13 protein-coding genes are annotated in these 16,370 nt (G+C 61.2%); 3 read left to right on the top strand and 10 right to left on the bottom strand.

Annotated elements, in window-relative coordinates; translation table 11 throughout:
* Window positions 1–154: 154 nt before the first annotated feature.
* The 3 genes from A7K61_RS27055 to A7K61_RS27045 form a co-directional block, all read right to left on the bottom strand.
* Window positions 155–739 (bottom strand): NTP transferase domain-containing protein, encoded by a 585-nt coding sequence (locus A7K61_RS27055; RefSeq protein WP_069558739.1) that lies wholly within the window; start codon window positions 737–739, stop codon window positions 155–157.
* Complete coding sequence (locus tag A7K61_RS27050; RefSeq protein WP_044272651.1) at window positions 736–1,722, bottom strand: XdhC family protein; 987 nt, start codon at window positions 1,720–1,722, stop codon at window positions 736–738. The genes A7K61_RS27055 and A7K61_RS27050 overlap by 4 nt, the downstream gene beginning before the upstream one ends.
* 133 nt (window positions 1,723–1,855) lie before the next feature.
* On the bottom strand, window positions 1,856–3,187 hold the full coding sequence (locus A7K61_RS27045; RefSeq protein WP_003189258.1) for a dicarboxylate/amino acid:cation symporter: 1,332 nt from the start codon (window positions 3,185–3,187) through the stop codon (window positions 1,856–1,858).
* Between the two features lie 338 nt (window positions 3,188–3,525).
* Between A7K61_RS27045 and A7K61_RS27040 the strand changes: the two genes are divergently transcribed.
* Window positions 3,526–4,524, top strand: a complete 999-nt coding sequence (locus tag A7K61_RS27040; RefSeq protein WP_069558738.1) for an AraC family transcriptional regulator — start codon at window positions 3,526–3,528, stop codon at window positions 4,522–4,524.
* 118 nt (window positions 4,525–4,642) lie between these two features.
* On the opposite strand, the gene A7K61_RS27035 is transcribed toward A7K61_RS27040, so the two are convergent.
* A complete protein-coding gene (locus A7K61_RS27035) occupies window positions 4,643–5,737 on the bottom strand; it encodes a PLP-dependent cysteine synthase family protein (protein ID WP_069558737.1) in 1,095 nt (364 codons plus the stop codon).
* A gap of 216 nt (window positions 5,738–5,953) precedes the next feature.
* Here A7K61_RS27035 and nhaA point away from each other — a divergent pair, with 216 nt between their 5' ends.
* The gene (gene nhaA, locus A7K61_RS27030) at window positions 5,954–7,138 is read left to right on the top strand and encodes a Na+/H+ antiporter NhaA (RefSeq protein ID WP_069558736.1); all 1,185 of its coding nucleotides are present in this window, start codon (window positions 5,954–5,956) and stop codon (window positions 7,136–7,138) included.
* A gap of 171 nt (window positions 7,139–7,309) precedes the next feature.
* Here the strand turns inward: nhaA and A7K61_RS27025 are convergent, their stop codons facing one another.
* The 6 genes from A7K61_RS27025 to dinG form a co-directional block, all read right to left on the bottom strand.
* Window positions 7,310–7,774, bottom strand: a complete 465-nt coding sequence (locus A7K61_RS27025) for a glycine zipper 2TM domain-containing protein (RefSeq protein ID WP_003189251.1) — start codon at window positions 7,772–7,774, stop codon at window positions 7,310–7,312.
* 264 nt (window positions 7,775–8,038) lie between these two features.
* Window positions 8,039–8,686 (bottom strand): pyridoxamine 5'-phosphate oxidase, encoded by a 648-nt coding sequence (gene pdxH, locus A7K61_RS27020; protein WP_069558735.1) that lies wholly within the window; start codon window positions 8,684–8,686, stop codon window positions 8,039–8,041.
* Window positions 8,687–8,713: 27 nt separating this feature from the next.
* The gene (locus tag A7K61_RS27015) at window positions 8,714–9,847 is read right to left on the bottom strand and encodes an OmpA family protein (RefSeq protein ID WP_083263131.1); all 1,134 of its coding nucleotides are present in this window, start codon (window positions 9,845–9,847) and stop codon (window positions 8,714–8,716) included.
* Between the two features lie 142 nt (window positions 9,848–9,989).
* Entirely contained in the window at window positions 9,990–11,135 is a 1,146-nt protein-coding gene (locus A7K61_RS27010) for an EstA family serine hydrolase (protein ID WP_003189247.1), read from the bottom strand.
* 82 nt (window positions 11,136–11,217) lie between these two features.
* Window positions 11,218–13,515, bottom strand: coding sequence for a beta-galactosidase (locus A7K61_RS27005; RefSeq protein WP_069558733.1), 2,298 nt, complete (start codon window positions 13,513–13,515; stop codon window positions 11,218–11,220).
* 88 nt (window positions 13,516–13,603) lie between these two features.
* A complete protein-coding gene (gene dinG / locus A7K61_RS27000; protein ID WP_032893148.1) occupies window positions 13,604–15,748 on the bottom strand; it encodes an ATP-dependent DNA helicase DinG in 2,145 nt (714 codons plus the stop codon).
* Window positions 15,749–15,847: 99 nt separating this feature from the next.
* Here dinG and A7K61_RS26995 point away from each other — a divergent pair, with 99 nt between their 5' ends.
* Window positions 15,848–16,312, top strand: coding sequence for a CopD family protein (locus A7K61_RS26995; protein ID WP_069558732.1), 465 nt, complete (start codon window positions 15,848–15,850; stop codon window positions 16,310–16,312).
* The last annotated feature ends 58 nt before the right edge of the window (window positions 16,313–16,370 follow it).

Here is a 16,370-nt window from a genome sequence, read left to right as displayed (position 1 = left end):
GAGCGGAACCCTAAGTGGCCGTTACCGCAGCAATGGATATGTACATGATCCAACTGTGTTGACTGCCAGGCCACCTTCGCGAGCAAGCCCGCTCCCACAGTTGGGTCGTGGGGCTTCAGGTAGAGAGTGTCGGCTGGCAGGCCAACTCCCACACTTAACCTGCGCTAAAACTCAACCGTTGCGGCACATCCACATCCCAAAGCACACCGGGATCATCCACCTGCATCTCCCGCACCTGTGCTTGCGCAAACAACGGCTTGGCTCCGCGATCGCCACTCAGCGCCATCAGCGCCGGTCCAAACGTGCGATCAAAAGCCACTGGATGCCCGTATTGTCCGGCAGATACCGGCACAGTAATGCCCTCCACGCTGGCAATCACCCGCTCAATACTCGTTGACTGGATAAACGGCATATCCCCCAGCACCACCAGCCACCCATCCGCAGGACCGCTGGCCTTGACCGCCGTCGCAATGCTGTCGCCCATCCCGCTCGAATCCAGCAGCACAACCTGACAGCCATAAGCCTTTGCCAGACGGATAACCTCTGCGCGCTCCGGTGAAGTCACCAGCCAGCGCTTTTCGACACGCCGAGGCAAATTGCGTAGCACCTGCTCGATGACCGGCCGGGTAACGCCGTCCAGCCCCACACAAGCGGCAAGCAACTTATCTTGATCAGCTCCGGCTTCGGCACGAAAACGACTGCCCTGCCCCGCCGCCAGCACGATTGCGGTCGCCGTCACTCGGCCACCACTGCCAACGGCTTTTTCTGCATCGGTGCCACCCCGTTCTTGATCGCAACAATTTCCGCCATCAGCGACAGCGCAATTTCCGCCGGCGTATGGCTGCCGATGTGCAGGCCGATCGGCCCGTGCAAACGCGCAATGGCCTCCGCCGACAGGCCCAGCGCAGCCAGGTTCTCCCGACGCTTCTGGGTATTGACCCGCGAACCCAGGGCGCCGATATAGAACGCCCTGGAGTTCAGTGCCGTCAGCAACGCCATGTCATCCAGACGTGGATCGTGGGTGAGGCAGACAATGGCCGTGCGTTCATCGGTATGAATATTCAACACCGCCTCGTCGGGCATGCCCGGCACAAAGCGGCCATGCTGGTCTTCCCAGCCGTAGACGAACTCTTCGCGGGGGTCGCAGATCAGCACTTCGAAATCCAGCAGGCGCGCCATTTGCGCTACGTAGCGCGACAGCTGCCCGGCGCCAATCAGCAGCAGGCGCCAGCGCGGGCCGTAGATGGCGCGCAAGCGTTCGCCGTCGAAGCTCACCACATCGGTCTTGCTGGCGGCGCTCAAGGTCACCTCGCCCGTGGCCAGATTCAGCTCGCGAGCGACAATCTGATGATCTTCACAACGCGCCAGCAGCGCTTGGACCCAACCCCACTCTTCCACGCGCTCCTCGGTGAGCCGCAGGGTGCCGCCGCAGGGCAGGCCAAAACGTGCCGCTTCATCGCGAGTGACGCCGTAGGTCACCAACTGCACAGGCGGGCCGTCAGCAGGCAAGCGGCCATCTTGCAGGCGCGCAATCAAGTCATCCTCGATGCAACCGCCCGACACCGAGCCAATCACCACGCCATCACCGCGCAGGGCCAGCATCGCCCCCGGCGGGCGCGGCGCGCTGCCCCAGGTTTGCACCACGCTGTACAACATCACACGCTGCCCGGCACGGCGCCATTGCAGCACGCTGCGCAGGACGTTCAGATCCACACTGTCCATCAGGCCTCCGGTAAGTACTGTCGCGTTCACTGTAAACCAAAAATATCCGTTGTATCCCGCCAGAAACGCAAACGCCCCGAACCAGTCGGGGCGTTTGCGGATAGCGTTGGCGTCAGTTCACGCCAGCAGCCACTTACTTGACGACAGGCGCCGGGCCTTCAGCCACGCCCAGGTCATCGAGCTCGCGGGTTTCGGAGATACCGGTACCGCCAGACGCCAGTTCGCTTTGCAGCTTGTCGGTGTCCAGTTCCTTGACCCACTTGGCCACAACGATGGTGGCAACTGCGTTACCCACCAGGTTGGTCAGGGCACGGGCTTCGGACATGAAGCGGTCGATACCCAGGATCAGCGCCAGGCCGGCAACCGGCAGGTGGCCAACGGCCGACAGGGTAGCGGCCAGTACAATGAAGCCCGAACCGGTTACGCCAGCAGCGCCTTTGGACGACAGCAGCAGCACCAGCAGCAGGGTGATCTGGTGAGTGATGTCCATGTGGGTGTCGGTCGCCTGAGCGATGAACACAGCCGCCATGGTCAGGTAGATCGACGTACCGTCGAGGTTGAAGGAGTAACCGGTTGGAATCACCAGGCCGACCACGGACTTCTTCGCGCCCAGGCGCTCCATCTTGATCAGCATGCGTGGCAGTGCGGATTCGGAAGAAGAGGTGCCCAGTACGATCAGCAGTTCCTCACGGATGTAGCGGATCAGCTTCAACACGCTGAAACCGTGAGCGCGGCAGATAGCGCCCAGCACCAGTACCACGAACAGGATGCAGGTGATGTAGAAGCAGATCATCAACTGGCCCAGTTGCACCAGCGAACCGACACCGTAGGCGCCGATGGTGAACGCCATGGCGCCCAGGGCACCGATTGGCGCGAGCTTCATGATCATGTTGATGATGTTGAACATCACGTGGGCGAAGCGATCGATGAAGTCCAGCACCGGCTTGCCGTAGGCACCCAGGCGGTGCAGGGCGAAACCGAAGATCACCGAGAACATCAGCACTTGCAGGATGTCGCCATTGGCGAACGCGCCGACGATGGTGTTCGGGATGACGTTGAGGATAAAGCCGACGATGCTCTGGTCTTTACCGGCGGTGACGTAGGCCGCCACTTTGGAAGCATCCAGGGTCGCGACGTCGATGTGCATGCCGGCGCCCGGCTGCACCACGTTGACCACGACCAGGCCAATCAGCAGGGCGATGGTGGAAACGATTTCGAAGTACAGCAGCGCGTAGCCGCCGGTCTTGCCGACCGACTTCATGCTTTGCATGCCAGCGATGCCGCTGACCACGGTACAGAAGATGATCGGGGCGATGACCATTTTGATCAGCTTGATAAAGCCGTCACCCAGTGGCTTGAGGGCCACGCCGGTCTGCGGGTAGAAGTGGCCGAGCAAGATACCGATAACGATTGCGACGATCACCTGGAAATACAGGGATTTGTAGATTGGCTGACGAGTCGTCATTGCAAAGTTCCTCAATCGTCCCGTGTGGCAAATATCCGCCATTGCCCACGGCACTTGAATTGCGAACCCTCCTGCACTGGAGGGATTTGTTGTTTGCCAAGCCTGTAGGAACAAGCCTGCGCTGTAATCCCTATCGCAAACAGCGTGCCACTTTGCTTAAACGCGCTGAAGGCCTTTAGACATCAGGGCTTGGGGTTCACGGGCGGCTCTGGTGTGTGCAACAAGGTGGCGGATTTCCGCCCAGCCATCCTGTCTCGTCCTACAATTTGGCGGATATCCGCCTTGTCGCCCCGCCGAGTGATGGCTACCATCCGCCACTCCATGGATGAGGCCCTTGCATGCGTGAACGTACCATCGCCAGCCATTACGCCCGAGCAGCCCTCGGCGGTGCGCGCCGGGCCGGTTTTGACTACTCGGGGGTGTTGCAGCAGGTGGGCATTACCCCGGAACTGCTGACCGAGCCCCGCGCCCGCATCGCTCCAGAGCAATTTACCCGGTTGTTGCAAATGCTCTGGCTGGGGCTGGATGACGAATACCTGGGGTTTGCCGAAGGGCCGAGCAAACGTGGCACTTTTGCCATGATGTGCCACGCGCTGATTCATTGCCGCACGCTGGAGAAGGCCCTGGAGCGCGGCTTATTGTTTTACAGCCTGTTCCCCCAAGGCCCGCGCTGGCAGCTGACCAAAGAAGGCGACATGGCGCGCCTGAGCCTGGACGACTCGCAGCTATGGGACCCGGATCACTTCCTCAGTGAATGCCTGCTGGTGATCTGGCATCGGCTGGGCAGTTGGCTGATCGGCCAGCGTATCCGGTTGCAGCAGGCCACCTTCAGTTACCCGATGCCGGGCCATGCCGGTGAATATGACCTGCTGTTCCCCTGCCCCCAGGTGTTCGGTGCGCCGACCAGCAGCCTGGTGTTTCCCAGCCGCTACCTGAGCCTGCCGCTGTTGCAGGATGAACGCACCCTCAAGCACTTCTTGCAGCGCTCGCCTGCAGACTTGCTGTCGCGCCCGGATGAAGGCGACAGCCTGAGCAGCCAGTTGCGCCGCCTGCTGAGCCGCGACCGCACGCCCTGGCCAGACCTGGAAGCCGTCGCCCAGCACCTGCACATCAGCCCACAGACCCTGCGCCGGCATCTGCGCGAAGAAGGCACGAGTTTTCAGGCATTGAAGGATGAGTTACGCCGGGATATCGCCATTTACCACTTGGGGCGGGCGGATTTGTCTTTACAGGAGATCGCCGAACAATTGGGGTTTTCCGAACCGTCGGCGTTTCATCGGGCGTTCAAGAAGTGGACGGGGTTGACGCCGGGGGCCTACAGAGCGCAGGAGAGTTAGAGATGTATCGACTGGGAGGGCCTGTTCGCAGGCAAGCCACAGTTGAACAGGTTTACAGAATTTAATGTGTGAATACATTCAAAGGTGGGAGCTGGCTCCCACACTGTTTCGCAGGGTGTCAGATATTGGCCCGCAGGATGCTATCGGGTAGCGCTTCACCCCGTTCGACACTTGCTGCTACAGCCGCGATCAAACCCTCCAGCTCATAGCCCTGCCCCGCCAGCCACGCCTGATCATAATAGGTCGTGGCGTAACGGTCTCCGCCATCGCACAAGATCGCGACAATCGACCCCGACGCCCCCGCTGCTTTCATCTGTTGCGCCGCCATCAGCGCACCGATCAGGTTGGTCCCGCTGGAACCACCCACTCGTCGCCCCAAACGCTCAGCCAAGTAATGCATGGCCGCCAGGGACAATGCATCTGGCACCTTGACCATGGCATCAATCACCGCCGGCAGGAATGATGCCTCCACCCGTGGGCGGCCAATCCCTTCAATCCGCGAGCCGCAGTCCAGGCGCAGGCTAGCGTCACCGCTTTGGTAGAAGTCGAAAAACACCGAGCGTTCGGCATCGGCACACAACACGCGGGTGCAATGCTGGCGATAACGCACGTAGCGGCCCAGGGTCGCGGTGGTGCCGCCGGTGCCAGGGCTGGAAATCAGCCAACTCGGCTCCGGGTGCTGTTCAAAGCGCATCTGCTGGAAGATCGACTCGGCAATGTTGTTGTTCGCTCGCCAGTCGGTGGCACGTTCGGCGTAGGTGAACTGGTCCATGAAGTGGCCACCGCTTTCCTGGGCCAGGCGTTCGGATTCGGCGTAGATCTGCGTCGGGTCTTGGACCAGATGGCTTTTGCCGCCGTAGAAGGCGATTTGGGCGATCTTTTCTTGAGAGGTTGTAGCGGGCATGACGGCAATAAACGGCAAGCCGAGCAAACGCGCGAAGTAGGCTTCCGAGATCGCGGTGGAGCCACTGGACGCTTCGATGACGGGGGCGCCCGGCTTGAGCCAGCCATTGCATAGCGCATACAGAAACAGCGAGCGCGCCAGCCGGTGTTTCAGGCTGCCGGTGGGGTGGCTGGACTCATCCTTGAAGTACAACTCGATGCCTGGCAAACCCGGTAATGGCAGCGGGATCAGGTGGGTATCGGCGCTGCGCTGGAAGTCCGCTTCAATGATGCGAATGGCTTCGCGGGCCCAGTTACGGTGGTCGCTCATGGTGGCTTCTCTAAAGGTTTTCAGCGGTGATCTTAAGATGTTTCCTACACTCCACACAGATACAGTGATGACGCAATCGGACACACAATTGCTAGTCTTTGGCTCACCGATGTCCCGGGCCATCTCTTATAACAAATAAGAATATAACTTTTGTTTTAACAACTAACGGTACGGGTTAGGGTACCCACCTATTGAACCTGGATTGGAGAGCATCCCTTGCCTCTGCGTAGCACTTTCACCCGTTTCTTCCAGCTGGAAGCCGCCAGTGGCCTGTTGTTGATCGCCGCTGCTGCCTTGGCGCTGATTATCAACAACTCACCGTTGTCGCACCTGTACAACGCCTTTCTCGACACGCCAGTGGTTGCACAGGTTGGCGCGCTGAAAATCGCCAAGCCGGCGCTGCTATGGATCAACGATGGCCTGATGGCCCTGTTCTTCCTGCTGATCGGCCTGGAGGTCAAGCGCGAGCTTCTGGATGGCCACCTGTCCAAGCCTTCCCAAGTGGTGCTGCCTGGCGCAGCGGCCATCGGCGGCATGGTGGTGCCGGCGCTGATCTACTGGGCGCTGAACAAGGACAACCCCGCCGCCCTGGCCGGCTGGGCGATCCCTATGGCCACCGACATTGCCTTTGCGCTGGGCGTTCTGGCCCTGCTGGGCAAGCGCGTACCGGTGTCGCTGAAGCTGTTCCTGATGACCCTGGCGATTATTGATGACCTTGGGGCCATCATCGTCATTGCCCTGTTCTATTCCGCTGACTTGTCCACCGCATCCCTGGCGGGCGCGGGAGCGTGCTTGATTGCGCTGATTGCGATGAACCGCCTGGGCGTGGTCAAACTGGGGCCGTATATGATCATCGGCCTGATCCTGTGGGTGTGCGTACTCAAAAGCGGTGTGCATGCGACGCTGGCTGGCGTGACCCTGGCGTTCTGCATTCCACTGCGCACCAAGAATGCCGAAACCTCGCCGCTGCTGAGCCTGGAACACGCCCTGCACCCATGGGTGGCCTACGCCATCCTGCCGCTGTTCGCGTTCGCCAACGCCGGGGTCTCTCTGACGGGCGTCAGCCTGGAAAGCTTCACCCACTCCGTGCCCATGGGCATCGCCGCCGGCCTGTTGATCGGCAAGACCGTCGGTGTGTTCGGCCTCACCTGGCTGGCGATCAAGACCGGCATCGCCTCACTGCCCAGCGGCGCCAATTGGGGCCAGGTATTGGGCGTAGCGATCCTGTGCGGGATCGGCTTCACCATGAGCCTGTTCGTCGGCTCCCTGGCGTTTGTGCCAGGCGCCAGTGAGTTTGCCGGGGAAGATCGCATGGGCATTCTGACCGGGTCGATCCTGGCGGCCTTTATCGGGTATGCGGTGACGGCGATGGCGAGTCGCAAGAAAGCCGCCGTTGCATGATTGAAGTAGGAGCGAGGGGGACGCCTAGTTCTTGCTCGCGAAAAACTTACAGGCGCCGCATTCATTGAGCACGCGTTATCGTTAACGTTTTTCGCGAGCAAGCTCGCTCCTACAAAAAAACCCCCAACCGGTCACCCGGTTGGGGGTTTTTCTTCGCCTGTAGTTTAAGACTTAGCGAGTCACGCGGCTGGTACCGTCGACGGTCATGATGCGTACGCGGTCGCCAATGCGGAAGATTTCATTTTCCTGCACGGCTTGTACGTAGGCGCGCATGCTGCCGTCGTCTTCGCGTACGGTGATTTCCACGCCCTGGGTACGGGTCAGGCCTTCTTCAGTGGCCGAGCCCAGCAGGCCGCCCGCAACGGCGCCGATCACCGCGGTAACGATGCTGCCACGGCCGCCACCGATGGCGCTGCCGCCAACGCCGCCGATGACTGCGCCCGCAGCGCCGCCGATTGGGGTTTTGGTGCCTTCGATTTTCACTGGACGCAGGGATTCGATGGTGCCCATGCGAACGGTCTGTACACGACGCGCCTCATCACGAGAGTACGAGTCGCCGGTCAGACTCGAGGCGCAGCCACCCAACAACAACGACAGGGTGGTAAAGCAGGCAACTAGTAAAACGGACTTACGCATAGCATCAACTCCAAAGGACAGGTATTCATTAAACGCTGTGGCTTGGCGCGTGTCACGGCGCGCCAGGCAGAAACTGGCTTTCATTCAGCCTGAGTACAGACTGCCAGCACCAGAGAACTCGACGAACGGTAACCAAGCCAGGGTACAGAACGATGCCATAACCGGCTCGATCAGTGTAGCGCACAGCCGAAAGCGCCCGGAGCCTCTTGAACAGAGACTTCGGCGCAACGGTGTTGATTCAGGTGGGATGACGAAAGGTGACGCTCAGGGCGCCAGACGCTCGCGGGACCATTGGCCGTCTTGCAAACGGTAGTTGAGACGATCATGCAGGCGGCTGGCGCGGCCTTGCCAGAACTCGATGCGCTCGGGCAGTAAACGGTACCCTCCCCAATGCTCTGGGCAATCGGGCTGGGTATCGCTGAAACGCTCTTCAGTGGCCTTGAGCAGCGCCTGCAGCTCTTCGCGATCACGAATCACCCTGCTCTGCGGAGAAGCCCAAGCGCCCAGGCGACTGCCCAACGGGCGCACCTGGTAATAAGCATCCGACTCTTCAGGCGTGACCTTGACCACGCGCCCTTCAATGCGTACCTGGCGCTCCAGGGTTGGCCAGAAGAAGGTCATGGCCGCAAACGGCCGCGCCGCGAGTTGTTCACCCTTGGCGCTCTGATAGTTGGTGAAGAAGGTAAAGCCCTGTGCATCCAGGCCCTTGAGCAGCAGGACGCGGCAGTGCGGGCGACCGTCCTGGTCGACCGTCGCCAGCGTCATGGCATTGGCCTCCACTGGCGGCTGTTCGGTTTTAACCGCATCGCCAAACCATTGGTGGAACAACGCAAACGGCTCGCCCGGGGCCTGGGCCTCGCTCAAACCGTCCCGTGTGTAGTCACGGCGCATATCGGCCAGTGCCTGGGTCATGCGGCTTTATCCTTGTGGTTCAACAGCTCAGTTTTTCGCCTGGTCGTTCGAAGCAGGTGCCGCCTTGGCTTTGGCAGTCGCCGGCTTCTTGGCAGCCGGCTTGGCCGCAGCCTTTTTAGCCGCTGGCTTGGCCGCCGCTTTCTTGGCCGTGGCCTTTTTGGCAGGTGCTTTTGCCGCCGGCGCTGGCGCAGGCACATTTTGCACCGCGACCATTTCAGCTACGGGCGGGGTCTTGCCCGAGTTGTACTTGCTCAGCAGTGCCAACATCGTTGTACGCTGAGTGAACATGATTTCCATGCGACGGTTCAGCGCACGCCCCTGATTGCTGTCGTTGGCGGCACGCGGCATAAGGTCGCCCATGCCACGCAGCATCAAGCGATCCTGTTTCAGACCACTCAGACTGAAAATCGAGGCAATGGACTGCGCACGTTCCTTGCTCAACGCCTGGCTGGCAGGAGCGCTGCCAGTGGCATCAACATGGCCCAGCACCAGTACGGCGGTCTTGGGGTCAGCTTCAACGGCCTTGGCCACCCGTGTGAACGGGCCGAGGGTCACCGGCAGCAACATGGCCGGGCGCTTGGGGTTGTAGGAACCGTCTACCGGAGCAATCACCACCAGTGTGTTGTCACGGCGCTCAAGTTGCAGGTTGCTGTCCTTGATGGCCGCACGCAAGCGTGGTTCGTATTCGTCCAGCCAGGCTTGGGTGATCTTCGGGTCAGGCATTTGTACGTTGGTCACGTCGACCTTGGCCAACGGCTTTGGCTTGCTTTCGAACGGCCACCACCAACGCGGCTCGCTGTCGGTCTTGGCGACGACTGGCGCCGCGTCCGAGGCCGGGGTTGCGGCCTTCAGGTCGGCCTTCAAGTCAGCCTTGGCGTCGGCAGCTTTTTCTTCGGCACTCTTGGTGGAAAACGGCCACCAGCTGTAACCGGTGTCAGCCTTGGCAGGCGCTGCTGCAGCGGCGACAGGTTCAACAGGCTTGGCACCCGCGGCCGGCTTGGCGTCGGGCTTGGCGTCGGTCTGGGCCACTGGATCCTTGGTTGCCGCTTTGTCAGATCCAAATGACCACCAATGCCCACCTTCGGCATCATTTTGTGGAGTTTGTGCACAACCCGTAATAGTGAGACACAGCGCCAGTGCCAAAGACTTGTTCGATAACATGAGATATCCACAAAATGAGAAAAAACAGGGGGTCGCGGGACCCGTTAAACAGACGCTAAAAGAACATTCAAGTTACAACATGTCGTTCAGCATCTTTTTTATACTTGCCTTTGTAACAAAAAATTGTGAAACAGCAAGGGGTTTATAGACAACCGGCCAATATTCCGACCAACTTCTGGGCACGCGGGTCCATAAGTACGTAAGGCCCCAGGGTATTAGTCACAAAACCGAAGGCTACATCATGTTCAGGGTCGGCAAAGCCGACTGAGCCCCCTGCCCCTGGATGCCCGAATGCACGGGGCCCAAGGCCGAACGTGGCATTGGGCAACTGCGGTTGATCCAACATGCAGCCCAGGCCGAAGCGGGTTTGGGTCAATAAGGTTTTATCCAGCCCGATACTGTGCTCACGGGTCAATTGTTCGAGCATGTCGCTTTCCAGCAAACTACCGTCCAACAAACCACTATAAAACCCGGCCAGGCTGCGCGCATTACCGTGGCCATTCGCCGCAGGCTGCTGCATGCGTCGCCATTCGGGCTTATTAGTGCTGGTCAGAATAGACGGTGGGTTGGCAAATGCACGGGTAGTCATCGCCGCAGGCTCGCGCATCATTACTTGAAGTAACCGTTGCGCGGCTTCATCACCCATAGTGCCTTTGCTGCGCGCGATATGGGCGACGCGATAAAACTCTTCATCCGCCAGGCCCACATGAAAGTCCAGCCCCAATGGGCGTGCCACCCGCGCCACGATCGACTCCCCCGGCCCGCGCCCGTCGGCGCGGCGCAACAGTTCGCCAACCAGCCAGCCGTAGGTGATCGCCTCATAGCCATGGCCCTGGCCCGGGGTCCACCACGGAGCCTCGGCCGCCAGAGTATCGACCATCAATTGCCAGTCATACAGGGCTTCGGTGGGCAGCATTTCGCGGATGGCGGGCAGCCCGGCCTGGTGGCAGAGCAACTGGCGCAGCGTGATCGTTTCCTTGCCAGCCGCGGCAAACTCCGGCCAGTAATCGGCCACCGGCGCATCAAGCTTGAGCTTGCCTTCGGCCACCAGTTGCAGGGCAGTCACTGCCGTGAAGGTCTTGGTGCAGGAGAACAGGTTGACGATGGTATCGCTGTGCCAGGCCTCGGCACCGTCCTTGTCGGCAGTACCGGCCCACAGGTCGACGACCGTTTGCCCGCCGATCTGGATGCACAGCCCGGCACCACGCTCCTGAGGATCATCGAACAGGGCGGCGAAGGCTTCGCGCACCGCTTCGAACTGCAGCTCGTAATGACCCTGAATCTGCACCTAAGTCCCCTCGGAAAACACCATGAAAAGTGGTCGCCATTCTTTCAGCCATTGTGGGTTTTGTGAACCCGTCAACGATGAATCAATGCCCATTCCCAGCATGCCCGCCAGGGTGCCCGGCGCCCTGCCCCGCGCCTTTGCCGTCACGCCCAGGTTTGGCGGCGTCACTTTCACGCGTCGCTTGGGTGGCCTTGGCTTTTTGCGCCTCACGGCCCAGTTGGTCGAGCGCGGCCAGGTTGCTCTTGCGCACCGTCTCGACAAAGCCCTGGAAAGGAACATCGGTGATGCCGACCAGGCCGAAATGGCCGTTTTCACCATCCAGCAGACGCCCGGTGACCGGCTGGTCCAGGTACTGGAACCAGTGCACCCCGACAATCGACGGCTCGGCCACCGCCTGTTTGAGGAAGGTGGAGTACGCCGCGCCGCGGTCTTCTTCGCGGGCCAGTTGCGTCACGCCGCCCCAGAACGGGCCACGGTCGGCAGAGCCAAAGTTGAATTCGGTGATCAGTACCGGTTTGTCCAGCGCACGCAGCGCGGCGAAGTCATAACCATCCTGAGGCTTCAAGGTATACATATTGAAGCTCAGCACATCGCAATACTGCGCGCACGATGCGACCGCTTCCGGCGTACTCACCGCAAAGCGACCGCCCAGCAACAGCTGGTTGGGCGCATGCCACTTCAGCGAGTCAGAGATGGTCTTGAAGTAAGCATCGGCGAAGGTCTTCTGGAAATACTTGAAGTCGGCTTCGATCTCCGGGTGTTCAGGGCTGGGCATCGGCGGCTCAAAGCCTGGGTCTTCCATCAGCTCCCAACCGGCCAGTTGAATGCCCCAGGCTTTGGAAAGGCCCTCTTCATTGCGGTACTTGTCGCGCAGTTGCTTGAGGAAGGCGCGCTTGGCCGGCACGTCGGTGGTCATGCGCAGGGTGCCGTAGGCCAGGGCGTAACGGGATTTTGCATCCTCGCCGGGGCCGGCCCAGGCCAATTCGTTGTCGGCAAAGAAGCCGATCAACCACGGGTCGTCGCGGTGGTCACGGGCCGCGATGGCCACGGCGCGTTCGGTGGCCATGGCAAAGCGTGGGTCGAACGGGTCGGGCATGCCGCCCCACCAGTCGGTGCCGGTGCTGATGCTGGCATAATCACCGACAATCGACAGCGGCAAGGTGTACGGCACGCGGTCGGCAGTGGCCAGGTCCGGATCGCTCCAGTTGCCGACGGTGTTGAAGCCCCAGGCTTGCAGGCGATCGAGCGTATGCGTCACCCAGCGTGGCTGGTCCAACGCGTCACCGCCGTAAGTGCGTTGCAGGTTGGCGCCATAGAAATCGTACCAACGCCCCGAACCGAAGCCGCGACCTTCGCCGGCGCCGTTGCCGGTGCGGCTGTCGTCGCTGCCGTAGTACTTATCAAAAGGTTCGCCGGCCTTGGGCAGCGCCGCGAACATCCACTCGCGCCCCGCCACGTAGGTCTGGCTGTTGTCCGGCGCCACGGTGTTCACCCCCAGGGAGTAGAACGGATGCCCGTCCGGCGTCACCAGGTACCAGCGGCCGTCGCGCTTCTGAGTGCGGAAAAAACCGCTGGCGTCGAAGGCCGGGCCCTTTTTCCAGCCGCCGTATTGATCCAAGGAGGACTTGTCCCGCTCGGCCAGCCAGGCCTTGAGCTGCTGTTGTTCCTTGGCGGCAGATGCCTTGAGTTGCTCGTCGCTGCTGACCTTTTCCGGCCAGCGTGCACGGGTGGACTGACCATAGGCGTCCACCAGTTCAGTGTAGGCGGCCTTCACTACCGGCTCGCTGTCCTGCACGCCGAAGCGCTCCAGCAGGATACTTTGGGCGGCATTGGGCTTGAGCATCGACAGGGTCACCGAGACGACCTGGCTGCGGTCGACTTCCCCGGCGCTGGCGGCCAGCAACACCCGCTGGCCATCCACGGTCATTGGCATCGGCGGGCCGGCCTTCATGCCTTGGCTCAGGGGGGAGTTGGCTTGCAGCGGGACGAGCAGCGTCTGGGCCGGGCCGGCCGGCAGGTCGATGCGGCTGACGAGCGTCTTGCCGTCGGCGCTCTGCACCTTGACGTAAAGGGTCAGCGCCCAGTTCATCGCGCTCTGGATACGCAGGCTCATGGCGCTCGATTGCGACCAGTCCCAGGTACCCGTCTGCGGGCTGAGCACCAGGCTCGGCTCGGCAGCCGGGTTGAAGGTGATACGGCGCAGCACCTCGCCTTCGGGCGTTTGTTCGGCGTTGTATTGCGGCAGGCTGGCGTCCTGGGTCGCCACCTTGACCACATCGGCAGGCCTGACGAAGTTGAACAGCGTTTGTTGCCCCTCGGGCGCCGCCATCAACGGCGCAGCGAACAGCAGGGCAAAAAGAGCGGGCAGCGTGCGGATCATACGAACAAAGTTCTCCCAAACGGCCGATGACTGGCCTGACGATAGTGATGAGATAGACCACGCAGTGGGCGAATCCGCCCACAGTGGCTTAAGAAATTTCGCGCCTGAACGGCGGCAAGGCATTGAGGATCGCCTTGCCATAGCGCTGGGTAACCAGGCGCCGATCGAGCAAAGTGATGGTGCCGCGGTCTTCTTCGGTACGCAGCAGCCGCCCGCAGGCCTGTACCAGCTTCAGTGAAGCATCTGGCACCGAAATTTCCATGAACGGGTTACCACCTCGGGCTTCGATCCACTCGGCCAGTGCGGCCTCGACCGGGTCATCCGGCACCGAGAACGGGATCTTGGCGATCACCACGTGTTCGCAGTAAGCGCCGGGCAAGTCCACGCCTTCGGCAAAGCTGGCCAGGCCGAACAACACGCTGGAATCCCCACCGTCGACCCGCGCCTTGTGCTTGTTCAGGGTTTCCTGTTTGGACAGGTTGCCCTGGATAAACACCTGCTTGCGCCAGTCGCGGTCAAGGCCGTCGAACACGTCCTGCATCTGCTTGCGCGACGAGAACAGCACCAGGGTGCCGCGGGAGCCTTCCACCAGCGACGGCAGATCGCGAATGATCGCCGCCGTGTGCGCGGCCGCGTCCCGTGGGTCGGCCTTGAGGTCTGGCACCCGCAGCACGCCGGCGTCAGCGTGATGAAACGGGCTGGGTACCACGGCGGTAACGGCCTTTTTCGGCAGGCCGGCGCGCATGCGGAAGCGGTCAAAAGTGCCCAGGGCTGTCAGCGTGGCCGAAGTCACCAGGCAGCCGTAGGCGACGTTCCACAGGTTGCGGCGCAGCATTTCGGCGGCGAGGATCGGACTGGCGTTGACCTCGATATCGAACAGCGCACCGCTTTCCGACAGCGTCAGCCAACGGGCCATGGGCGGGTTGTCTTCCGGGTCTTCGACGGTAAAGGCGGTCCACAGCTCCCAATTGCCTTGGGAACGAGACAGCAGGCTGCCAAACAAGGGGTACCACTCTTCGGCCTGGTTGCTGGCGATGCCGATATTGACCTCGCCATCCATGCCTTCCTTGAGCAAGTCCGTCAGGCGCGTGAACAGGTCGGTGAGGCGTGAAAAGCCTTTCTTCAGCTCGATGCCCATTTCGCGCATGTGCTCGGGGATCATCCCGCCGACAAAACGATGGCGCGGGCGCTCACGGCCCTCGACGTCTTCACCGGGCTTGAAGTCCGCAACCTGCTCGCAGGCGCTGAACATGAACTGCTGCTGGGTCTTGATCTCGCGCGCCAGCTCCGGCACTTGCTCGATCAGCTTGCCCAGGTCGCCGGGCAACGGGTGCTGGGCGAGCAACTTGGTGAGGTTCTTGGCGGTGGTTTCCAGCCAGTCGGCCGTGGAACGCAGGCGCGTGTAATGGGCGAAATGGCCAATGGCCTTGTCTGGCAGGTGGTGGCCTTCGTCGAACACATAGAGGGTGTCGCGTGGGTCGGGCAGTACCGCGCCGCCGCCCAGGGCCAGGTCAGCCAATACCATGTCGTGGTTGGTGACGATGACGTCCACCTTGCCCATGCCTTCGCGCGCTTTGTAGAAGGCGCATTGGCCAAAGTTGGGGCAATGGCGGTTGGTGCATTGGCTGTGGTCGGTGGTCAGGCGCGCCCAGTCGGAGTCTTCCAGGGCAGTGGGCCAACTGTCGCGGTCGCCGTCCCATTTGTTGCCGGCCAGCTTCTCGATCATGCTGGTAAACAGCTTCTGGCTGACCTCATCCACCTCGATCTTGAAGCCTTCTTCTTCGAACAAGGAGGCGGTGGCGGTTTGGGCGTGGCCTTCCTGCAGCAATACGTCGAGCTTGGAGAGGCACATGTAGCGGCCACGGCCCTTGGCCAAGGCGAAGGTAAAGTTCAAGCCACTGTTGCGCATCAGGTCGGGCAGGTCTTTGTAGACAATCTGCTCTTGCAGCGCGACGGTGGCGGTGGCGATCACCAGGCGCTTGCCAGCGGCCTTGGCCGTGGGGATCGCGGCCAGGCTGTAGGCCACGGTCTTGCCGGTACCGGTACCGGCTTCAACGGCCACTACCGCAGGCTCACCCTCGCGACGGCCTTCGTCGTCGGTGTCGATATCCCCGAGGACTTTTGCCACTTCGGCGATCATCAGGCGTTGACCGTAGCGCGGTTTCAAGCTTTTGGCTTCGAGAAAACGCGAATAGGCGCCCTGGATCGTGGTTTTGAGTTCAGTGCTGATCATGGATAGTCGGGCGCAAAAAACGCTGGATAAATTTTCAGTGGTTCGGATCGGCCGCTATCATACCCCGCTAATTAATCCCGCGCAGAACGGAGTACCACAATGACCGCGTTTAGCCTCGCTTATACCCTGCATGTACTGGCCGCATTGATCTGGGTCGGCGGCATGTTTTTCGCCTGGATGATCCTGCGCCCCGCCGCCATGGCGGCACTTGAGGGCCCTGCCCGGCTCAAGCTATGGGCAAATGTGTTTCAACGTTTTTTTGTGTGGGTATGGGTGGCGGTGGTGCTTTTGCCGATCAGCGGCATGGGTTTGCTTCACCTGCGCTTCAGTGGTTTTGAAACCGCGCCGCGTTATGTGCAGGTGATGATGGGCTTGTACCTGGTGATGACGGCGCTGTTTATCCGCATCCAGGCGTTGAAATTCCCGGAGCTGAAGGCGGCGGTGGCGACTGAAGATTGGCCGGCGGGCGCGGCTGCGCTGGGGCAGATTCGCAGGTTGGTGGGGATTAACTTGATTGTCGGGTTCGTGGTGGTGGCAGTGGCTTCGGCTCGGCCGATGTTCTGAGCTGTTCTTTCTGACACTATCGTGGCGGTATCTACACAACGCTGTAGCGCTCAACGGC

It is taken from the genome of Pseudomonas sp. AP42 (assembly GCF_001728935.1).
Classification (GTDB): domain Bacteria; phylum Pseudomonadota; class Gammaproteobacteria; order Pseudomonadales; family Pseudomonadaceae; genus Aquipseudomonas; species Aquipseudomonas lactis.
This window is presented reverse-complemented; position numbering and strand designations above follow the sequence as displayed.